This window comes from Pseudomonas sp. 9.2(2024), assembly GCF_039695385.1.
GTDB lineage: Bacteria > Pseudomonadota > Gammaproteobacteria > Pseudomonadales > Pseudomonadaceae > Aquipseudomonas > Aquipseudomonas paraglycinae.
The window spans coordinates 3,714,547-3,736,314 of the sequence record NZ_CP155585.1 but is presented as its reverse complement, the minus strand read 5'-3'; the positions used below and the strand labels follow the sequence as shown (position 1 = coordinate 3,736,314).

8 protein-coding genes are annotated in these 21,768 nt (G+C 64.0%); all 8 read left to right on the top strand.

All coding sequences use genetic code 11. The features are described from left to right. Positions 1 to 8: 8 nt before the first annotated feature. The 8 genes from gspK (at position 9) to ABFB52_RS16575 (ending at position 21,765) form a co-directional block, all read left to right on the top strand. Positions 9 to 962 carry a type II secretion system minor pseudopilin GspK gene (gene gspK / locus ABFB52_RS16610; RefSeq protein ID WP_129973949.1) on the top strand — a complete coding sequence of 318 codons (954 nt, stop codon included), beginning with the start codon at positions 9 to 11 and terminating at the stop codon, positions 960 to 962. Then, positions 959 to 2,104: a type II secretion system protein GspL gene (gspL, locus tag ABFB52_RS16605; protein ID WP_129973948.1), complete on the top strand. Its 1,146-nt coding sequence runs from the start codon at positions 959 to 961 to the stop codon at positions 2,102 to 2,104. Before gspK ends, gspL begins: the two co-directional genes overlap by 4 nt. Further along, the gene (gene gspM, locus ABFB52_RS16600) at positions 2,097 to 2,642 is read left to right on the top strand and encodes a type II secretion system protein GspM (RefSeq protein ID WP_129973947.1); all 546 of its coding nucleotides are present in this window, start codon (positions 2,097 to 2,099) and stop codon (positions 2,640 to 2,642) included. Before gspL ends, gspM begins: the two co-directional genes overlap by 8 nt. Then, positions 2,639 to 4,990: a type II secretion system secretin GspD gene (gene gspD / locus ABFB52_RS16595; protein ID WP_129973946.1), complete on the top strand. Its 2,352-nt coding sequence runs from the start codon at positions 2,639 to 2,641 to the stop codon at positions 4,988 to 4,990. Before gspM ends, gspD begins: the two co-directional genes overlap by 4 nt. Continuing rightward, complete coding sequence (gspE, locus tag ABFB52_RS16590) at positions 4,987 to 6,393, top strand: type II secretion system ATPase GspE (RefSeq protein ID WP_085646839.1); 1,407 nt, start codon at positions 4,987 to 4,989, stop codon at positions 6,391 to 6,393. Before gspD ends, gspE begins: the two co-directional genes overlap by 4 nt. Continuing rightward, positions 6,393 to 7,604: a type II secretion system inner membrane protein GspF gene (gspF, locus tag ABFB52_RS16585; protein ID WP_102718838.1), complete on the top strand. Its 1,212-nt coding sequence runs from the start codon at positions 6,393 to 6,395 to the stop codon at positions 7,602 to 7,604. Before gspE ends, gspF begins: the two co-directional genes overlap by 1 nt. A gap of 348 nt (positions 7,605 to 7,952) precedes the next feature. Then, entirely contained in the window at positions 7,953 to 9,062 is a 1,110-nt protein-coding gene (locus ABFB52_RS16580; RefSeq protein ID WP_085745440.1) for a substrate-binding domain-containing protein, read from the top strand. Between the two features lie 190 nt (positions 9,063 to 9,252). Next, positions 9,253 to 21,765 carry a filamentous haemagglutinin family protein gene (locus ABFB52_RS16575; protein ID WP_129973945.1) on the top strand — a complete coding sequence of 4,171 codons (12,513 nt, stop codon included), beginning with the start codon at positions 9,253 to 9,255 and terminating at the stop codon, positions 21,763 to 21,765. Positions 21,766 to 21,768 lie beyond the last annotated feature (3 nt).

The window sequence follows — 21,768 nt, the reverse complement described above, 5'->3', positions numbered from 1 at the left end:
GGCCGGTCATGAACAGCCAATCGAACCAGCAGGGGATGGCGATCATCAGTGCGCTGCTGATTGCGGCGGTGGTCGCGGTGATCGCCGCCGGCATGCTGACGCGCCAGAGCGTTTCGACCCGGGCGCTGGAAGCCGAGCAACTGCGCGTGCAGGGCCGTTGGCTGTTGCACGGCGGGTTGGAGATCAGTCGGCAATTGTTGTGGGATGCGCGGCAGCGCGATCCGCTGACCCGACTCGATCAACCTTGGGCGCAGTTGTTGAACACCCAGGGTTTCGAGGGGCGGCTGGAGGACGAGCAGGGCAAGTTCAACCTGCGCAATCTGGTGGCCAACGAGCGGATCGATGATGCGCAGGTGCAGGCGTTCGAGCGCTTGTGCGAGTTGATTGGTGTCAGCAGCGGCTTGAGCCGGCGCATCAGTCAGCGGGTGATCGGTTCTTATCCGCACCTGTTGAATGCCCAAGTGGTGGACAAGCCTGTGGCGAAAAACACTTTCGACAGCGGGCGCGCCACGTCGCCGTCCGCGTCGCGCAAGCCGCAATCACCGACCTTGCCGATGCTGCGCACGCTTGACGATTTGCGCAGTGTCGACGGGGTCAACGATGCGCTGTTGGCGAAACTGGCGCCGTACCTGACGGTGATTCCGGCGACCACCTGGCTCAACGGCAACACCGCCACGGCGCCAGTGCTGGCGGCTTATGTGCCGGGTTTGTCGCTGGAGCGGGCGCAGGCGTTGATCAATGAGCGTGACACCGGGCGCTGGTTCATCAATCGCGGGGATTTCGTCAATCGCCTGCGACTGCCGCAACTGGAGATCACCAGCGTCAAGGTCGGCATCACCAGCGACTGGTTCCGGCTGCGTGGGCAGGCGCGGCGCGATCAGCGGCGGGTCAGCCTCGATGCGTTGTTGCATCGCAGTGAGGATCGGTTGCCGCAAGTGATCTGGTCGCGGGTGGGCGTATGAGCCAGTTGCGCGTGAGTTTGCCGCCGCTGGCGGAGCTGGGTCTCGACAGTGAAGTGGATTGTGCGTGGCTGGATCGTCAGGGGCAGGTCACACGCCAGGAGCGCGTGCGGCTCGGCGCGCTGCCGAAGCAACCGTTGGCGTGCTTTCTGCACCCGTCGGACAGCCTGTTGGCGAGCATTGATCTGCCGCCTCTGCCTGCGAACAAAACCGCTGCGGCGGTGCAATGTGCAGCGCAGGCCTTGATGCTCGGCGACAGCGCCGAGATGCACATCGCTCACAGCGCTCGCAATGAAAGCGGCCAGGTGCAGATTGCCTGGGTAGCACGCAAGGATTTGCAGCACCTCGGGCAGTTTGGTTTGAACCTAAAAGGCCTGTACCCGGCGGCCTACAGTTTGCCGGTGATGGCGGGCGGCGTCGGTTGCCTGCACGACGATCATCTGTTGCTGCGCCACGGCCCGAATGCGGCGCAGGTGCAGCCGATGATCGACGAGGCATGGTTGCTGGAAACCGGTCTGCCGGCGCACTGGATCGGTGATGGCGCACCGGAGGCGGTGCAATCGACCTTGGCCGACACGCAGCGAAACGCCGGCCCGTTGCCGAATTGGGGCCTGCACGGCGGCCTCCAGCAACCGGGCACCGAACATCGCGGCTGGGGCAGGGCGCTCGGTTGCTGTGCGCTGGCACTGGCGGTGTGGGTGATCGGTTTGAACCTGTACGCCGCCCGCGAGGCCGGGCAGGGTCAGCAGCTCAAGGCGCAGATGGCGCAACGGGTGAAGCAGTCGTTCCCCGAGTTGCCGGTGATCCTCAATCCGCTGCAACAGGCGCGTCAGCAAATCGCGGCTCGCCAGCAAGGCGCGGTGGATGCGCCGGGGCAGGATTTCACGCGGCTGGTGTCGCAGGCCGGCAGCGGCATGCCGTCCATGGCCGGTACGGTGCAGCGGCTGGAGTTTGTCGACGGCGCGCTGCAATTGAGTCTGCTACCCGAGGCAAGGCGTTCGGGCAACGACAAGGACTGGCAAGGCACGCTGGCCCAGGCCGGCATCAGCATCAGCCCGAATGACGACGGCTGGGTCCTGCGCCCGGCCGGCGAGGCGACCGCTGCCACCGACAACGACGACAGCAGCGGAGCCGAAGATGAATAGCCCATCGCTTGCGAAATACCGCGCCGGTTGGCAGCGCTTCAATGCTCAGATGCAGGCCCGTTGGCAGCCGTTGGCCGTGCGGGAAAAACGCATGGTCGTCGGCATGGCGGCGCTGTTGCTCGGGCTGTTTGTGTGGGTGGCGTTGGTTCAGCCGCCGCTGAAGAAGATCGCCGCCTCGCAAGTCGAAACGCCGAAATTGCGCGCCCAGGCCGAAGCGCTGGAAGTGCTGTTGCGCGACGTCAGCGTGCGCCCCGACGGGCAGAACCTGGAGCAGTCGCTGCAGCAAACGTTGCAGGCCAGCGGACTGGGCGGCCATTACCAATTGGCGGCCGCGTCCGCCGGCTGGCAGTTGACCTTCGACGCGGCACCGGCCGACGCCGTGCTCGACTGGCTGCTGAGCCAACCGCGGAATTTTTCACTGCAAGTGGTCGAGGCCCGTCTGCAACGCGCAGACGACGCCGCGACCGATGACACCGCCGGCACTCTGTCGGGCACCGTACGCATGGATCAGGCGCTGGGCGCTAAGGAAGCTTCATGAAGGGGTCAGGATCCAAACGCATGGCGTTGCCGATGCTGTTGATGGCATTGAGCGCGTGCAGCAACACCACACCACCGAATCAACCGCCGCTGCTGGTGGACAGCGAACTCGGTCGGCCGTTGGCCAACACTCAGCGCAGCGGCGACGCGGTGCTCGACCGCGAGCGTGCGCAGGCTCAGGTCAAACCGGCGCCGAAGCAATTGCACAACATCACCGAACGCGCCCGCAGCGGTGGTTCGGCGCGGGGCACGACGTTGCCGGCCAATCCGTTGGGCGATCAACCGGTGACGCTGAATTTTGTCGACGCCGATATTCAAGCGGTGGTGCGGGCGTTGTCGCGCTCCACCGGCCAGCAGTTTCTGGTCGATCCTCGGGTCAAGGGCAACCTGACGCTGGTCTCCGAAGGCCAGGTGCCGGCGCATCAGGCCTACGACATGTTGCTGGCGGCGTTGCGCATGCAGGGTTTCAGCGTGGTGGACGTGGGCGGCGTAGCGCAGGTGGTGCCGGAGGCCGACGCCAAGTTGCTCGGCGGGCCGATCTATAGCGCCGACAAACCGGCCGGCAACGGCATGCTCACCCGTACGTTCCGCCTGCAATACGAGAACGCGGTAAACCTGATTCCGGTGCTGCGCCCGATCGTCTCGCCGAACAACCCGATCAACGCTTATCCGGGCAACAACACCATCGTCGTCACCGACTACGCCGAGAACCTGACGCGGGTCGCGCAACTGATTCAGGGCATCGACACCCCGAGCGCCATCGACACCGACGTGGTGCAGATCCAGAACGGCATCGCCGCCGACATCGCGCCGATGGTGGCCGACCTGCTCGATGCGCCGGGCAACGACCCGACGCAGAAAATCGCGGTGATCGGCGACCCGCGCTCCAACACCATCATCATCCGCGCCGGCAGTCCCGAGCGCACCGAGCTGGCGCGTAACCTGATCTACAAACTCGACAACGCCCAGAGCAACCCGAGCAACCTGCATGTGGTGTACCTGCGCAACGCCCAGGCCGGCAAGCTGGCCCAGGCGCTGCGCGGATTGCTCACCGGCGAGAGCGACAGCGGCACCAGCGACAATGCGCGCTCGGTGCTCAGCAACATGGGCAGCTCCACCAACTCGGGCGGTGGGCAGAACGGCCAGAGCGGTACGCAAACCAACGGCTCCACTTCGACCACCAACAACGGCAGTACTGGCGGCAGTTATGCCCAGGGCAGCAGCGGCACCAGCGGTAGCGGCAATGCGCAAAGCAGCGAACAGAACGTCGCGTTCAGCGCTGGCGGCGTGACCATTCAGGCGGATGCGACCACCAACACCTTGCTGATCTCCGCGCCGGAACCGCTGTATCGCAACCTGCGCGAAGTCATCGACCTGCTCGACCAGCGCCGCGCGCAAGTGGTGATCGAAAGCCTGATCGTCGAAGTCGGCGAGGACGACGCCAGCGAATTCGGCGTGCAGTGGCAGACCGGCAACCTCGGCGGCAAAGGCGTGATCGGCGGCGCCAACCTCGGTGGTTCGGGGATCAACGTCAACGGCAAGACCAGCCTCGATGTGCTGCCGCAAGGCCTGAACCTCGGCTACGTCAACGGCACCGTCGATATCCCCGGCATCGGCAAGATCCTCGACCTGAAAGTGCTGGCCCGGGCGCTGAAGAGCAAGGGCGGCACCAACGTGCTGTCGACGCCGAACCTGCTGACCCTGGACAACGAGGCGGCGAGTATTTTCGTCGGCCAGACCATCCCGTTTGTCAGCGGCAGCTACGTCACCGGCGGCGGGGGCACCAGCAACAACCCGTTCCAGACAGTGACCCGTGAAGAGGTGGGTTTGAAGCTCAACGTGCGGCCGCAGATTTCCGAGGGCGGCACGGTGAAGCTCGACATTTATCAGGAAGTCAGCAGCATCGACGAACGCGCTTCGGCGGCGGCCAATTCGGCGGGGATCGTCACCAGCAAACGCGCGCTCGACACCAGCATCCTGCTCGACGACGGGCAGATCATGGTGCTCGGCGGTCTGCTGCAGGACGGCTACAGCCAGAGCAATGACGCGGTGCCTTGGTTGTCGAGCATTCCGGGGATCGGCGCACTGTTTCGCAACGAGCGTCGCTCGATCACCAAGACCAACCTGATGGTGTTCCTGCGCCCGTACATCATTCGCGACAGCGCGGCGGGGCGCAGCATCACGCTGAACCGCTACGACTTCATGCGCCGCGCTCAGGGCGGTCTGCAACCGGAGCGCAGTTGGGCGATGCCGGACATGCAGGCGCCGCAATTGCCGGCCACTGCCCAAGGCGTGCCGGCGCCGGTGTCCGGCCCGCGCGCGACCATCAAAGCGGTGCCGCTGCAATGAGCGCATTGCCTTACGCCTGGGCCAAGGCGCAGCGGATTCTGCTGCGCGACGGCGTGCTGACGGTGTGCCCGTCGACGCCGGGCTGGTCGATCAGCGAGGTACGACGGCAGTTCGGCGCGGCCAGGCTTGAGCGGGTGCGCGATGACGAACTCGACGGTTTGCTCGCCACGGCCTACGCCGACACCGGCAGCGCGGCGGCGGTGGTCGGCGCGGCGGAAAACGAAGTCGACCTCGACCGCCTGATGCAGGACATGCCGGAAATCACCGACCTGCTCGACACCCAGGACGGTGCGCCGGTGATCCGCATGATCAACGCCTTGCTCACGCAAGCGGCGCGGGACGAGGCCAGCGATATTCACATCGAACCGTTCGAAACCCATTCGGTGGTGCGCTATCGGGTCGACGGCACCCTGCGCGACGTGGTCTCGCCGCGCAAGGCATTGCACGGTGCGCTGGTGTCGCGGATCAAGATCATGGCGCAGCTCGATATCGCCGAAAAACGCTTGCCGCAGGACGGGCGCATTGCGTTGCGCGTGGCCGGGCGGCCGATTGATATTCGCGTCTCCACTGTGCCCACCGGTCATGGCGAACGGGTGGTGATGCGTCTGTTGGACAAGCAGGCCGGGCGTTTGCATCTGGAAACCCTGGGCATGGACGCGCAGGTGCTGGCCAAGCTCGATCACCTGATCCGCCAGCCCCACGGCATCGTGCTGGTCACCGGCCCGACCGGTAGCGGCAAGACCACCAGCCTCTACGCGGCACTGGCGCGGCTGGATGCGAGCACCAGCAACATCCTCACCGTAGAAGACCCGGTGGAATACGACTTGCCGGGCATCAGCCAGATTCAGGTCAACGCCAAGATCGACATGACGTTTGCCCTGGCATTGCGGGCGATTCTGCGGCAAGACCCGGACATCATCATGATCGGCGAAATCCGTGACCTCGAAACCGCGCAGATCGCGGTGCAGGCTTCGTTGACCGGTCACTTGGTGCTGGCGACGTTGCACACCAACGACGCGGTGTCGGCGGTCAACCGCTTGGTCGACATGGGCGTCGAGCCGTTTCTGCTGGCCTCGTCGATGCTCGGGGTGTTGGCTCAGCGGTTGGTGCGGCGACTGTGCAATCAGTGCAAACAGGAAGACCCGGCCACGCCCGGCACCTGGCGCCCGGTCGGTTGTGCGGCGTGCAATCACACCGGTTACAGCGGCCGGACCGGCATTCATGAGTTGTTCTGCATCGACGACGACATCCGCACCCTGATTCACCAAGGGGCAGGGGAGCAGGCGTTGCGCGCAGCGGCGAGCAAGGCCGGGATGTTCAGCCTGCGCGAGGACGGCGAGCGCTGGATTCGCAGCGGTGCCACGGCGCCGGAAGAAATCCTTCGTGTGACACGGGACGCCTGATGAATCGCTATCGTTTTGAGGCCGCCGATGCCAGCGGCAAGATCGAATCCGGGCATCTGGAGGCGGACAGTCAGGGCGCCGCGTTTGGCGTGCTGCGCGGGCGTGGTTTGACGGCGTTGTCGGTGGAGAAGGAAAGCAATGTCTCCCAACATGGCGGTGGTGGAATGTTCAGCGCCAGAATGTCGGACAACGATCTGGCGTGGGCCACGCGGCAACTGTCGAGCCTGCTTGGCGCCAGTCTTCCACTGGAAGCGGCGCTAAGTGCCACGGTCGAACAGGCCGAGAAAAAACACATCGCCCACACCCTCAGCGCCGTACGTGCCGACGTGCGCAGCGGCATGCGCCTGGCCGAAGCGCTGGCGGCGCGACCACGGGATTTTCCGGAGATTTACCGGGCGCTGATCGCGGCGGGCGAGGAGTCCGGTGATCTGGCGCAGGTGATGGAGCGGCTGGCGGATTACATCGAGGAGCGCAACAACCTGCGCGGCAAGATTCTCACCGCGTTCATCTATCCGGGCGTGGTCGGGCTGGTGTCGATCGGCATCGTGATTTTCCTGCTCAGCTACGTGGTGCCGCAGGTGGTCAGTGCGTTTTCCCAGGCGCGGCAGGATCTGCCGGGGCTGACTTTGGCGATGCTCAATGCCAGTGATTTCATCCGTGCGTGGGGCTGGTTGTGTGCCGGGGTCATGGCCGGTGCGTTCTGGAGCTGGCGCCTGTATCTGCGCAATCCGGCTGCGCGCTTGAGTTGGCATCACCGGGTGTTGAAGTTACCGCTGATCGGGCGCTTTGTGCTGGGGCTGAACACGGCGCGGTTCGCCTCGACGCTGGCGATTCTCGGCGGTGCCGGGGTGCCGTTGTTGCGGGCACTGGAGGCGGCGCGGCAGACCTTGTCCAATGATCGCTTGAGCCTGAGCGTCAATGAGGCCACCGCCAAGGTGCGCGAGGGGGTCAACCTGGCAGCAGCGCTGAAAGTGGAGAACGTGTTCCCGCCGGTGCTGATTCACCTGATCGCCAGCGGCGAGAAAACCGGTGCGCTGCCGCCGATGCTCGAACGCGCTGCGCAAACCCTGTCCCGCGATATCGAGCGCCGGGCGATGGGCATGACCGCGTTGCTGGAACCGCTGATGATCGTGGTGATGGGCGGGGTGGTGCTGGTGATCGTGATGGCGGTGCTGTTGCCGATCATCGAGATCAACCAGTTGGTGCAGTAGTTTTCTCAACTTTTTTTACCGGCGTCTTATCTCACCCGAGCGCCAAAAACAGCATCCTCGGGTTCTCCTTTCTGTCATCTGCAACGGCCCTTCAAGGGCTGTGGCCGATTCCCTCGAAAAGCTTGCCGCAGACACTCCGCACAACCCCCGGAACACCCGAGAAAATCCCTCGAAAAACAGCCTGCACCTCCCGAGGTTTTTTCCTTTATCTGTCACCGGAAACTGCGAATTTCTCAGTGCGACTTAACCACGGACCCCGCTTGCGAAGGTCGGCGGTGAGTCCTCCCAGTGTCATGCAAGTCCCCTGAAAACCTGTGTTCACAACCAACGTTGAAAAGGAGATTCTTCATGTTCAAGCGCACTCTGATCGCAGCTTCCCTGACCGTCGCTGCCCTGGCTTCCGCCCAGGCCATGGCTGCCAACGTAACCGGTGGTGGCGCGACTCTGCCTGCCGCTCTGTACAAAGGTTCTGCCAACAGCATCTTGCCAGCCAACTTCAGCTACCTGGGTACCGGTAGCGGCACCGGCAAGACCGCTTTCCTGACCAACAACTCGGCACTGTTCAACACCACCGGTTCGGTTCACTTCGCCGGTAGCGACTCGATCCTCAGCGCTTCGGAAATCAGCACCTACAACACCAACTTCGGCGCTTCGTACGGCCCGCTGATTCAACTGCCTTCGGTGGCTACTTCGGTTGCTATTCCGTACAAAAAATCCGGTCAGACCGCTCTGAACCTGACCAGCGCTCAGCTGTGCGACGCCTTCTCCGGCGCCAAAACCACTTGGGGTGATCTGCTGGGTACTTCCGATACCACGCCGATCCGCGTTGTTTATCGCAACGTTTCCAGCGGCACCACGGAAATCCTGACCCGTCACCTGAACTCGATCTGCCCGACCAAGTTCGCCACCAACTCCACCTTCGCCAGCGCTCGTCTGCCAGCCGGTTCGACCCTGCCTTCGACCTGGGTAGGCGTTGCCGGTACTGCTGACGTGGCCACTCAAGTCAACGCCGTTGACGGCTCCATCGGTTACGTTGGTCCGGACGGTGTGAACGCCGCCAGCAACGCCGTGGTTGCTCGCGTCAACGGCGTACAGCCAACCACCGCCAACGTTTCGCTGGCTCTGGGTTCGGCGACTCTGCCAACCGCGCCTTCGAACCCTGCCCAGTGGGTACCGGTCGTTCCTAACCCAGCCAGCGGTTACCCGATCGTGGCTTACACCAACTTCATCTTCGGCCAGTGCTACAAGGACGCCACCGTGGCCGCTGATGTCAAAGCTTTCCTGACCACCCACTACAGCAACCCGGGCAACAACGCTGCCACCATCGCTCACAGCTTCACTCCGGTTCCAACCAACTGGAAAGCGGCTGTGACTGCCAACTTCGTCACCAACACCTCGGGCAACAACCTGGACATCAACAACGCCAGCGTCTGCAACGCTGTCGGCCGTCCTTTGTAAGCCTCGCTTCACGGCAATGAAATGGCAGCAGCCTTCGGGCTGCTGCCATTTTTTTTGGCCGATCTACACCTCGTTCATGAAGTTTGTGTGACATCCGTTCGGTCGCGGCCCCCGCCAACCGCCTATGTCGTAACAGCAGGGGCAAGCCGACCTGCGGCCTCATGTGGCAAACAAAAAGGATCTCGTAGTGATGCTCGCTCGCCCATCCCGTCGCAGTACCCGTGTTCAGCCTCAGCAGCGCATGGACGCCGATCCGGCGCTGTGGTTGCTCAAGCCCCTGGCGCAGGCGATTGCCTTGTGTCTGGTGGCAGGCAGTGCCGAGGCGGCGACTGCGTTCAGTTCGGGATGGTTCGCCGCCAAGGGCGCGGCGCAACAGGCTGCCGCAGCGCGCCCGAGCGTGGGCGGATTGCCGGGGATGACGCCACCGCTGGCGCAGCAGCAAAAGGCCAACCAGCAGTTGCAGCGCTCGATTCAGACCCTGAACAACACGGTGGCCGCGATTGCGGCGCAACAGGCGGCGCAGGCGGCCGGTCGTGCGGCGGCGCTGGGCACGGTGCAGTTTGTGCCTGATGGTCTGGGCGAGGGCGGTCTGAAGGTCGATAACAGCCTCACGCAAGGTTGGCAGAACGCCAAGGGCCCGCAGCAGACTCAGGTTGATGGCAAGACCACGGTGAAGATCGAGCAGACCGCCGACAAGGCGATCCTCAATTGGGAGACCTTCAACGTCGGGCGCAACACCACCGTCGATTTCGTCCAGCAGTCGAACTGGGCGGTGCTCAACCGCGTCAACGATCCGAATGCGCGGGCCAGCCAGATTCAGGGCCAGATCAAGGGTGACGGCACGGTGATGCTGATCAACCGCAACGGCATCGTGTTCAGCGGCACCAGTCAGGTCAACGTGCGCAACCTGGTGGCGGCGGCGGCCAACATCACTGACATTCAGTTCCGCGACCGCGGCCTGTATTTCGACAGCACCGGCAGCCAGCCGACGTTCACCGAGGCGGCCGGCAAAGTGCTGGTGGAGCGCGGCGCGTCCATCGAGACCGCGCGGCCGGCCAAATCGACCGATGCCGGCGGCTATGCCTTGCTGCTCGGCAGCGAAGTGCACAACGACGGCAGCATCAACACCGCCAAGGGCCAGACTGTGCTCGGCGCGGGGGATCGCTTTTACATCCGCAAAGGCTCGGGCACTGAGGGCAATGGCTTCTCGACGACGTTCGGCAACGAAGTCACGCCGGGCTTCAAGACCGGCAGCGCTGCCGGCAAGGTCAGCAACAACGGCCTGATTCAGGCCGCGACCGGCGACATCACCCTGACCGGCCATGAGGTCGTGCAAAATGGTGTGTTGCTGGCCAGCACCTCGGTCGCCACTCGCGGCACGATTCATTTGCTCAATCCGGCCACCGACACCCAGGGCAGCGTGACGCTGGGGCAGGGCAGCGCGACGGCGATCCTGCTCGACAGCAGCGATCTGACCGCCCTCGACAGTCAGCATCAGGCGGCGCTGACCGGCGTTACACCGAACAACCGGATTCGCAGCGATCAGTCGCGCATTGATATCCAGAGCGGCGGCAGCGTCGAGTTCCAGAACGGTTCGATCACCCTGGCCACGGGCGGCCAGGTTGCAGTGGCGGCGCAGCGTCGCAGTCTGGTGCGTGACGGCGCATTGATCGATGTCTCCGGTGCCATCGGCGTGAAAGTCGCGATGGAATCCAACAGCATCAAGATCAACGTCCAGGGCAACGAGCAGCGCGATGCTTCGGTCAATCGCGACAAGGGTGCGCTCAACAGCAATGACATCTGGGTCGATGTGCGCGAACTGGTTTACGTCCCGGCCGGCACCAACGGCTACGCCACGGATCGCTGGTACACCGCTGGTGGTCTGCTGGAGGTCGGCGGTTACCTCGGCACCCAGGGCCACAGCATCGGCGAGTGGATGGCTCAGGGCGGCATGGTCAGTTTTGCCGGCAATGACGTGGTGACCGAGAAGGGCTCGCTGATCAACCTGTCCGGCGGCACGCTGGATGTACAAAGCGGCGAGATTCGCCAGAGCTGGCTGCGCGGGGCCGACGGGCGCCTGTATGAGGTCTCAAAGGCACCGGGCGATCTGCTCTACACCGGGCTGTACAAAGGCTTTGAAGACAGCAGTGAACGCTGGGGTCAGACGAGTTATTACTACAACCCGTTGATTGCACCGTCCAGTCGTCAGGAGTCGGGTTACACCGTGGGTCGTGATGCCGGGCAACTGGTGATCGGCACCCGCAACGCTGTGCTCGAAGGGCAAATGCTTGGCGAGGTTTATCAGGGCGAGCGCCAGATCCAGGCACCGCGTGCCGTACTCGATGGCTATGCGCAGAGTCAGACGGCGCTGGCGCGGCGCGGGCAGTTGATTGTCGGCAGTTATGACCCGGCGTACGTGGCGGCTTCCGGTGGTTTGCTCTACGGCCTTAACCCTTTGCTCGAACAGGCGCAGATCGGCGGTGAGCGCCCGGTCGCCGGCAATGATCGGGATCTGACCGGCGCCGTATCCGATGCGCGCAACGGCAAGCTGTTCCTCGATGCCGGGCAACTCAGTGACTGGCAACTGGGCACGCTGAAAGTGGCGGCCAAGGAACGGATCAACGTCCAAGGTGCCGTCACCGTCGACAATGGCGGCGACATCACTCTTTACGGGCCGGACGTGCAGGTCAACGCAAACCTGACCGCGCGTGGCGGCAGCCTGCATCTGGGCAATGTGCTCAATCAGCTCAACACCGATCGCCTTACCGACACCCGACTCGTCGCGCCGACCGGCAAGGCTACCCGCGTGAGCGTGGCTGAAGGGGCACAACTGGACACTCGCGGTCTGTGGAGCAACCTGCGCACCAACCCGGACGATACCGCCAGCCTGGCGTATCTCGATGGTGGCGTGGTGTCGATCCGCAGCAGCGGCGACATCGAGGTCGGTGCCGGCAGCCTGCTGGACGTGTCTTCCGGCGGGGCGATTCTGGCCAATGGCAAGACCCTCGGAGGCAAGGGCGGTGACGTGACGCTGGAGGCCGGCGCCTTGACCGCGTCGGGTGACAGTCATCTGACTCTGGACGGCCAGCTGCGGGGTTACGGTGTGTCTGGCGGCGGCCGTTTGTTTCTGCAGACCGGCGATGTGCTGATCGGCCAGACCGACAAGCCGCAGGCCGATTCCGTGTTGCAGCTGACGCCGACGCTGTTTGAAAAAGGCTTCTCGACCTACAACCTGATTGGCCTGAACCGGATGGAAGTGACGGATAACACCGTCATTGATGTGTCGATGCCGGTCTATCGCTTCAGCGAGGCGGCCGCCAATCAGGTCAGCGGTGCCGCGCCGCAGCGGGCACTGGAGCTGTGGACGCCGCCGCTCTATCAGGAAAATCCGACCAAGGCCCAACTGACGCAGCGTGCCGGTGCCAGCCTGACGCTGCAGGCCGGTAGCAGCGAAGTCAGGTTGCTCGATCCTGCGCACACGACCCTGAGCCTCGGCCAGGGCTCGCGCATCAGCGTCGACCCCGGGCAGAGCATCAACTTGCGCGGCGCGGGACAGATCACCCTCAATGGCGAACTGAATGCCTGGGGTGGCACCCTCGACATTCGCCAGCAACAGTTCGGTTTGAACGACGTCGCCGACAACTCACAACTGGCTGACAACGCAGCGCACAACCGCTCGATCTGGATCGGCGAACACGCGGTGCTGGATGTGGCTGGCCGCGCGGCCACGGCGGTGGATGCGCTGGGTCGTACTTACGGGCTGGTGGGCAAGGGCGGCACGATCATCGTCGGCGGTGAAATCGATGCGAAAAAAACCACGGCAACGTCGGCCGACGCCTATGTGATCGTGCGTGAGGGCGCACGACTGGACGCGTCCGGTGCTCAAGCCACGCTGGATATCGCCGGGCAGGGCCCAACGCCGATAGCCACCGATGGTGGACGAATCAGCCTCAGCTCCTATAACGGACTGTTCATCGATGGCAGCCTGCGTGCAGTCGCCGGTGGTGCGGGCGCAGCCGGCGGGCGTCTGGACATTGCACTGGAAACGCCGCTCTACGACCTCAACCTCGCCGCCAATGAAGTGCGTACCGCCAGGGAAATCATCCTTGGACAGGACGCAGGCAAGTCCCTGCTGCCGCAGGATCTGCAACCCGGTGCCGCTGCTTCAGCCTTGCAATACGGTCGTGCCCGCCTGGGCGCCAATCAGTTGATGGCCGGCGGTTTCGACAACCTCAGCCTGCTGAGCAATGGTTTGCTGTCGTTCGACGGCGATGTCGATCTGCACAGCCGCCAGAGCCTGAGCCTGTATGCCGGCGCGTTGGCGTTGGCCGACGGCGCCAGAGAGACTGCGCGGATCAATCTGTCAGCGCCGTATCTGCGGTTGTCGGGGACCGGCAAATACTTCGACGCGCCGGGTTATCTGCGCCCGCGAGTCATGAACACTCCGACGACCCATGTGGCACCCGCCACGTTCAACGCCACGGCGGACCTGCTGGATCTGGGCAACAGCCTGTCGTTCGGCACGGCGGGGAAGATTGCGTCACTCAACGGTGCGGCAATCGAGGTCAGTCGGCGCGGCTTTGATCAGGTGACCTTGCACAGCCGGGGGGATCTGCGCTTTCTGGCTCCGACCGGGTACACCACTAAAACGGAGTTGTGGACGCCTGGGGACCTGAACCTGCAGGCCGCGCAAATCTATCCGGCCAGTGATGTCACTGCCGAGGTGCGGGTCGGTTATCAGAGCGTGCACCCGGGCGCCGACCCGGCGCGCACCTTGCGCATCACCCGCGCCGGGAGCGCCCCAGCCGCCGTGCCTTACTCGGTGTTTGGCGACCTGACGCTGGCTGCCGGGCACATCGAGCAGGGCGGCGTTATTCGTGCGCCGCTGGGCATGATCCGCCTGGGCGACGAGACCGTGGTCAACACCCATGACCTGCATTTGTTGCCGGGCAGTGTGACGTCGGTCAGCGCGGACGGACTGGTCATGCCCTATGGCGGCACCACCGACGGCATCGACTATCGATACGCTGGCAAATCGGTTGTGCTCAAGGGGATTACCGCAGAAACCGCCGGTGTAACGCTGACCTCGCGGTACGTCGATGTGCAGCAGGGAGCATTGATCGATTTGTCTGGCGGCGGCGACCTGCGAGGGGCCGGGTTTGTGTCCGGGCGGGGCGGCTCTACCGATGCACGCTTCAATCCGCTGGTGCGCAATGCCACCGACGGTTCGTTCAGCTTGCCAGGCCTGGCCAGCAATCCGGTGTACGCCATCGTGCCCGGCAATCAGAGCACCTACGCGCCGATGCTCGCCGAAGCGGGAGCGGTTGATCCGCGCATCGGCCAGCAAATCACCCTCGGCGCCGGCGTGCCGGGGCTGGCGGCAGGCACCTATACGCTGCTGCCCTCGACGTTCGCCTTGTTACCGGGGGCGTTCCGGGTCGAGGTCAACGGCCAGGCCGCAGCGGGTGTCACGCCTGGCGCGTTGCCTTTGCGCAATGGTTCATGGACCAGCTCGGGGTTGATGTCGATCGCCAACACCGGGCTGCGTGACAACCTGGCCAGCCAGGTCATCCTGACCTCGGCCGATGTCGTGCGCCGTTATTCGCAGTACAACGAAACCGGTTTTACTCAATTCGTCCGCAGTGACGCTGCACGGCGTGGCGTGCCACGGGCGTTGGCGCCGATGGATGGCAAGTCGCTGAATCTGTACTTGATGTCGGGCGCCGAGCAGGGTATTGCGCTGGATTTCGCCGGACAGGTGTTGTTCAAACCGGCCACTGGCGGCGTGGTCGGGACGGCGGTGGTGAGGGGCGCGCGGGATGTGGAACTGCTCGGCGACGGGCATCGGCGTACCGAGGGTTTCAGCGGCGTGTCGCTGTATGCCGACAGCCTCAACAGATTGGGTGCAGGCCGTCTGACCATCGGCGCGCAACCGGCGATCGATTACAACACGGCGGGCAATATCGTTTCGTTCATCGGTGATACATCGAATATCACCCTGCGTGAGGGCGCCATGCTGTCTGCGCCTGAAGTGCTGCTGCGTACCACCAGTACCCGTGGCAGCATCACGCTCGAAGCCGGTTCGGGGATCAACACTCTGGGGCGCGGCGACGCACCGTACGATTCATCCGCAGGCTTTATCTATGCTCCGGGCACGGCAGGTCTGCTGGTGGTCTCGAACGGTTGGACCAACGTGCTCGCGCCATCGTTGTCGACCCCTACCTCCGGCGCGGGGGATATTCGCATCGGCAACTGCCCGACGAACGCCTGCACCAACCCGACGCTGCTTTACTCCAATGGCAGCATCACGGCCGCCACAGACAAACAGTTCGAGCTCGACGAAACGGTACGCTTCGGTACTCGCCATCTGGCGCTGGCGGTGGGGACGATCAATGCCGGCAGTGCCGAGGCCTTGAGTGCCGCCGGCAGTCGTGTGCCGACCGGCCTGACCCTGAACCAGAACGTGCTCGACCGGCTGTTGCACGGTGATACGCAGTTTGGCGCTCCGGCCCTGGAGACCTTGAGCCTGACCAGTCGCGATGCCTTGAATTTCTATGGCAGTGTCAGCCTCGACACGCTGGATCGGCAGACCGGCGTCAGCAAACTGCAGAATCTGATACTCAGCACACCGGCCATTTATGGCTTGGGCCAAGCCGCAGACGTTGCGAGCATCCGCACTGCGAATCTGGTCTGGAACGGCGCCACGCAAGCGCCCGCTGCTGTCATCTCTGGCGGCGCCGGCACTGGTCAGGGCACACTCGACATTCAGGCCCAGCGTATCGAATTCGGCTACGGCCCCAACCCGCAGGCCAGTGGACTGGAGCAGAACGATCGCCTGGTGCTGGGCTTTGCCAACGTCAATCTGACCGCCAGCGACCACATCACCGCCAACCACAAAGGCAGCCTTGCGGTGTATCAGGCGCAAGGCGCTTTCGACCCGGTCGGGGGCTATGCCTACAGCGGCGGCAACCTCAACCTGCGCACCCCGTTGCTGACGGGGGAGGCGGCCTCGGTGAACCTGCTCAAGGCCGGTAACAACCTGACTCTCACGGGCGCCGGTACCCCAGCGGCGGCCAATGTCCTGGGCGCGGAACTGACGCTCGATGCGCGTAATGTCACGCTCGACAGTCGCATTGCTCTGGCCAGCGGCAAACTGGTGATCAAATCGGCAGAAGACCTGACCCTGAACAGTGGCGCTTACCTGGATATGGCCGGGCGTACGCTGGCGTTCAACGATGTGAACAAGTACAGCTGGGGCGGTGATGTGGCGCTGTACAGTAGCCACGGCAATATCCGTCAGCTCGCGGGCTCAATCATCGACCTGTCGGCGCAGAACAATCAGGCCGGCAATCTCAGCGCCATCGCCTTGGCCAGCGATGCCGGGATGGTCGATCTGCAGGGCCTGATTCTCGGCGCCAGCAGCGGCAGTTATGACGCGGGTGGCACATGGGTGCCGTACAAGGCCGGTGGCGTGGACATCCGCGCGCAACACTTGAATGGCGATCCGAGCCAGCAATTTGCGGCCCTTAACCAGCGCTTGAACGCAGGGCAGGTTTTTGGCAGCCGCAGCCTGCAACTCAAGCAGGGCGATCTGTTGATCGGCGACGGGCTCAAGGCCGGTGAGGTCAATGTCTCGGTGGACAACGGTAGCCTGACCGTCGCGGGGCTTGTCGACGCGAGTGGTTCAAGGGTTGGTTCGATTCGTCTGTCGGCGAAGAACGGCCTGACGGTGACTGGCAGCGCCGTGCTCGACGCCCATGGCCGTGTGCTGCGGGTCGACAGCTACGGAAAAATCATCGATGCACCGAACCGGGCGATGGTCGAGCTCAACTCCGGCGCCGGAACGCTGACGCTGGGCTCCGGCGCACGGATCGATCTGCGCCACGGCACCGACGCTGCACCGGGGCCATTGCCCGGGCAGTCCGATGGATTGCCGCGCGGTACGCTGGAGTTGAACGCACCACGTCTGGCCGGCGGCGACATCGCCATCGATGCCAGCGGCGCACTGAACATTCAGGGCGCCCGTTCGATCGGGCTCAATGCCACGCGCCGTTACAGCGATGCCAGCGACGGTGCAGACCCGGCGGCCAGCGGACGTCCGTATCAGGTGATCGATCAGGCCTACCTTGACCGCATCCATGGCGACAACACGGCGTTCATCGATGCCGCGTTGCTCAACAGCAACCTGCTGCAGAACAAACTGGCCGGCCTGAACAATGCGTCCTATGCCGATGCCTTCCATCTGCGACCGGGTGTCGAGATCGTCAGCAAAACCGCCGACGGCGATCTGGTGGTGCAGGGCGATGTGGATCTGTCCGGTTACCGCTATGCCAGTCTCAATCCGCATACGCAGAAAACCGCAGCCTATGGCTCTGGCGAGTCTGGCAGCCTGGTGATTCGCGCCGGCGGCAATCTCGATATCCACGGCAGCCTCAACGACGGTTTTGCACCGCCACCCGAGACGGTCGACGATGCGGGCTGGAAACTGTTGCCGGGGATTCAGCCGTTCGGCGGTGATCTGGTGGTGCCGGGTGCAGGCGTCACACTGGCGGAGGGCACGCTGTTCCCGGCGGGCGTCACGCTGAACTACGACGTGCCGCTGCAAGCGACGACCCTGGCCGCTGGCACGTTGTTGCCAACCGAAGCGACCTTGGCCGCGCCGTACACGCTGGGCGCCGGTACGGTACTGGCAGGCGCGGTTCACGATGCCTCGGGCCAGTTGATTTTTGCCGCTGGAACGCTGCTGACCGACAACGTCACATTGCCGGCCGGCAGCCGCCTTGGCGCGGGCATTCGCTTGAATGACGTCACGTCTGTCAAAGCGATTCGCTGGCCTAAAGGCGTGCCGTTGCCGGGGAGCGTCGAAGCCGGTACCAACGCGATCAAAGGCGTGCGCTTGAGTGGATCGCTGGCATTGCTGCGCGGTTCTTTGATTCCGTCGATGACCGATGTGGTGCTGGCCGATGGGACGGCCTTTATCGAGTTGCGGCCATTGAACGGCAACCAGCAGGGGCGCAACTGGGCCGTTGCCAGCCTGTTACCGGCCGGCAGCGCGTCCTGGTCGATGCGGGTGGTGGCGGGGGCCGATTTGGGTGCCGCTGATACGCGTGCGATCAAGCCGGTTTCCAGCGACGGCAATCTGCGTCTGGCCGACACTCATTACGGGCTCAAAGTCACTGAAAAGGCACCAACCCTGGTCTGGGGTGAAGGCAACCTGGGTGGCTTCACTCCGGGCGAACCAGTGCCTGACGAACTCAAGGAATGGTGCGACTGGGCACCGAACTCCTGCGTTTCTGCACCGCGATGGACGTGGGCACCGGACAACTGGATGGGCATGCCCCCGGGGTCACCGATAAGCGATGACGACGTGCTTGCCTGGTGTGGGTCTTTCCCTGAGCTGTGCGTGGAAAACAAACCGGGCATCACCGTCAGGACCCGCACACAGATGTTCAGCGTACTGCGTACCGGTACCGGGGATCTGGACGTGCTCGCCGCCGGTGATCTGAGCATGGACTCACCGTTCGGCGTCTACACCGCCGGCACCCAATCCGAAGAGATCGATCCGCGCTTCAACCAGCCGCGCGGACGTCTGTCGGACAACGGTTCGGTGCTGGGCAGTGCCGGCAGCGATTACGAGCGGTGGGTCACAGGCAACGACAGTCTGTATCAGGCCTGGTACCCGCAAATGGGCGGCAACCTGACCGTCAACGCCGGTGGTTCGATTTCGGGGGATGTGCTGGGTCGGCGTGGCCCTTCGGCAACCCTGGAAACACCTGAGCAAGTGCCCAGTGTGGCGGTGGGCAACTGGCTCTGGCGTCAGGGGACCGGCAACAGCGATGTGCCGACGGCGTGGTGGATCAACTTCGGCAGTTATGCGACTCAGCCGTTGCCGGATCAAGGCGTGGATACCGGGCCGTTCCTGGTTGGCTTCACCGGTTTCGGCACGTTGGGTGGCGGCAACATCAGCCTGCGCGCAGGTGCCGATGGGGGCATGGTCAAGGCGTTGGACGAAAACTCCAACACCAATCTTTACCCCCGTGGCCAAGGCTTGATCGTGGCGGTCGGGAGTACCGGGCGCGTCGGCGACGATGGACGGCTGCAATTGACCGGTGGCGGTGACATGGACATCCGCATCGGCGGTTCGCTCAATCCGTCGTTGCAGGCCCGGGCCGGCAACAGTGGCGTGGGAGTCCCCCGACACGACCTGCAAGGCGCTCTGATCAACCTGCGCGGCGCGGCCCGACTGACTGGCGGGGCGCTGGGTGGAATCAATCTGCAGTACGGCGCAGCCTCCTATGTGCAGGACCCACGCGAAGTCCGACCGTTTGACCCGTTCACATCCACCGCTGGCAGTGCCTCCGGCGGCCTGGTCTTGATCCCTGGCGACTCGGGCATGAGCCTCAATACCCGCGGCGACCTGGTGCTGGGTGGCGCGGCGGACCCGGGCCGGGTTCGGTTGCAGAACTCGACGCCGTTCACCACCGCTGACGGTGTTGTGCATGACGGGGGCGGATTGAGTGGTTTCTCGCTATGGACCGATCACACGGCTATCGATCTGTTTTCGGCTGGAGGCAACCTGACGCCAAGTACACAGCTGGGCGAGGTTGACGGGCAGGGGCCCATGATCGGGCGAAACACATCTCCCACCGATGGGCGCTTCGTATATCCGTCGATCCTGCGTGCGGTGGCGGCCCAGGGCTCGATTTATGCCGGGCCGTCGGCGACCTACATGCAAGGCAGCGGATTTTTGCCGGCCACAGCGTACTCCTTGTTGCTGGCGCCCTCGAAGGCAGGGCAACTGGAGCTCCTGGCGCAGGATTCGATCTATGCCGGTGGCTACGCAATCAACCAGTCAGGCGCCAGTCCGTCGGCCATCGCTACGCCATTCACGCCGGCCTTCAATGGCTACGGTAACAACACATCGAAAACGCCGATCATGACCAACCGTGGCAGTGATGGGGTTTCACCCGATAAAAACTTGCGATATCCGCTGTTTGCTTTCGGTGCCAACAGTTACTCGGGTTTGAGTGAGGTGCAGGCGCCCGCACGGTTCTATGCTTTGACCGGTGATCTGGTGGGGGTGCGCAGTGGTGAAACACTGACGTTCAGCCTCTCCAAACGTACCTGGTACGAGGCGGCCAGCCCTGTCTGGATGCTGGCAGGGCGCGACGTCGTGGCTTCCGGTACCTTTCTCGGGCAACCGACCACGGCGCCCAACGGCGAGATGGGGTTACCGAATACAGAGGGTGTCGCCTCGACCGGCAATCTGTTCGTGCACAACAATTCACGGGATATTTCCCGGGTCTCGGCAGGGCGCGACATCCTCTACAGCAGCTTCGACATCGCCGGCCCGGGTGTGCTGGACATCAAGGCAGGGCGCAACATCCTGATGGAGGACCGTGCCAGCATTACCAGCATCGGACCGATTCTGGCGGGGGACAACCGCCCCGGCGCCAGCCTGGTGATGCAGGCCGGTACGGGCGCACAGGGGGCGGACTATTCGCGGTTCATCGCCCGTTACCTGAACCCGCAGAACCTTGCCGACCCGAGCGTTTCCCTCAACGGGCAACCGGGCAAAGTGGTCAAGACTTACCTCGATGAACTGCAGAGCTGGCTGACCCTTGGCTATGGCTTCAGCGGCAACGCCGAACAGGCGCAAGCCTTCTTCGCTGCACTGCCGAGTACCGAGCAGGCGATCTTCGCCCGTCAGGTGTATTTCGCCGAGCTGCGTGCTGGTGGCCTGGAATACAACGATGTCGACGGCCCGCGCAAAGGCAGTTATCTGCGTGGTCGCAACGCCATTGCTTCACTGTTCCCGACCGTCGATGTGGCCGGCAATCCGATCCGCTATGACGGCGATATCACGATGTACGGCGGCGCAGGGGTCAAGACGCTGTTCGGTGGTGACATCCAGATGCTCACCCCGGGCGGTGGTCAGGTGTTCGGCATCGAGGGCGCGGCGCCGCCATCCACGGCGGGCATCATCACCCAGGGCTCGGGCAACATTCAGCTCTATTCCCAGGGCAGCATTCTGCTGGGACAGAGCCGGATCATGACCACGTTCGGCGGCTCGATCCTTGGCTGGTCAGCCGAGGGCGACATCAACGCCGGTCGCGGTTCGAAAACCACCGTGGTCTACACCCCGCCCAAACGCGTGTACGACACCTGGGGCAACGTGACCCTGTCGCCATCGGTGCCAAGCACCGGTGCCGGTATCGCCACGCTCAACCCGATTGCCGAGGTGGCACCGGGGGACATCGACCTGATCGCGCCGCTGGGCACCATCGATGCGGGCGAGGCGGGGATTCGCGTGTCGGGCAACGTCAACATCGCCGCGCTGACGGTGGTCAACGCCGCCAACATCTCGGTGCAGGGCAAGGCGACCGGCGTGCCGGTGGTCTCGGCGGTCAACACCGGGGCGATCACCTCGGCCAGTTCCGCCGCGTCGTCGGCAACCCAGGCGGCGGAAGACGTCGCCCGTCAGCAGCAAGCCGCGTCGCGCCAGAACCAGGCTTCGGTGTTCACCGTGCAGGTACTGAGCTTCGGCAACGAACAACTGGCCCCGACCCGCGACGGCGCCAGCCGCGCCCCGACACCGGGCTACAACCCCAACAGCCCGGTGCAGGTGCTGGGCGCCGGAGCGCTGGATGAACAGGCGAAACAGCAGCTGACCGAAGAGGAGCGGGGACAGCTGACGTTGTAAAGG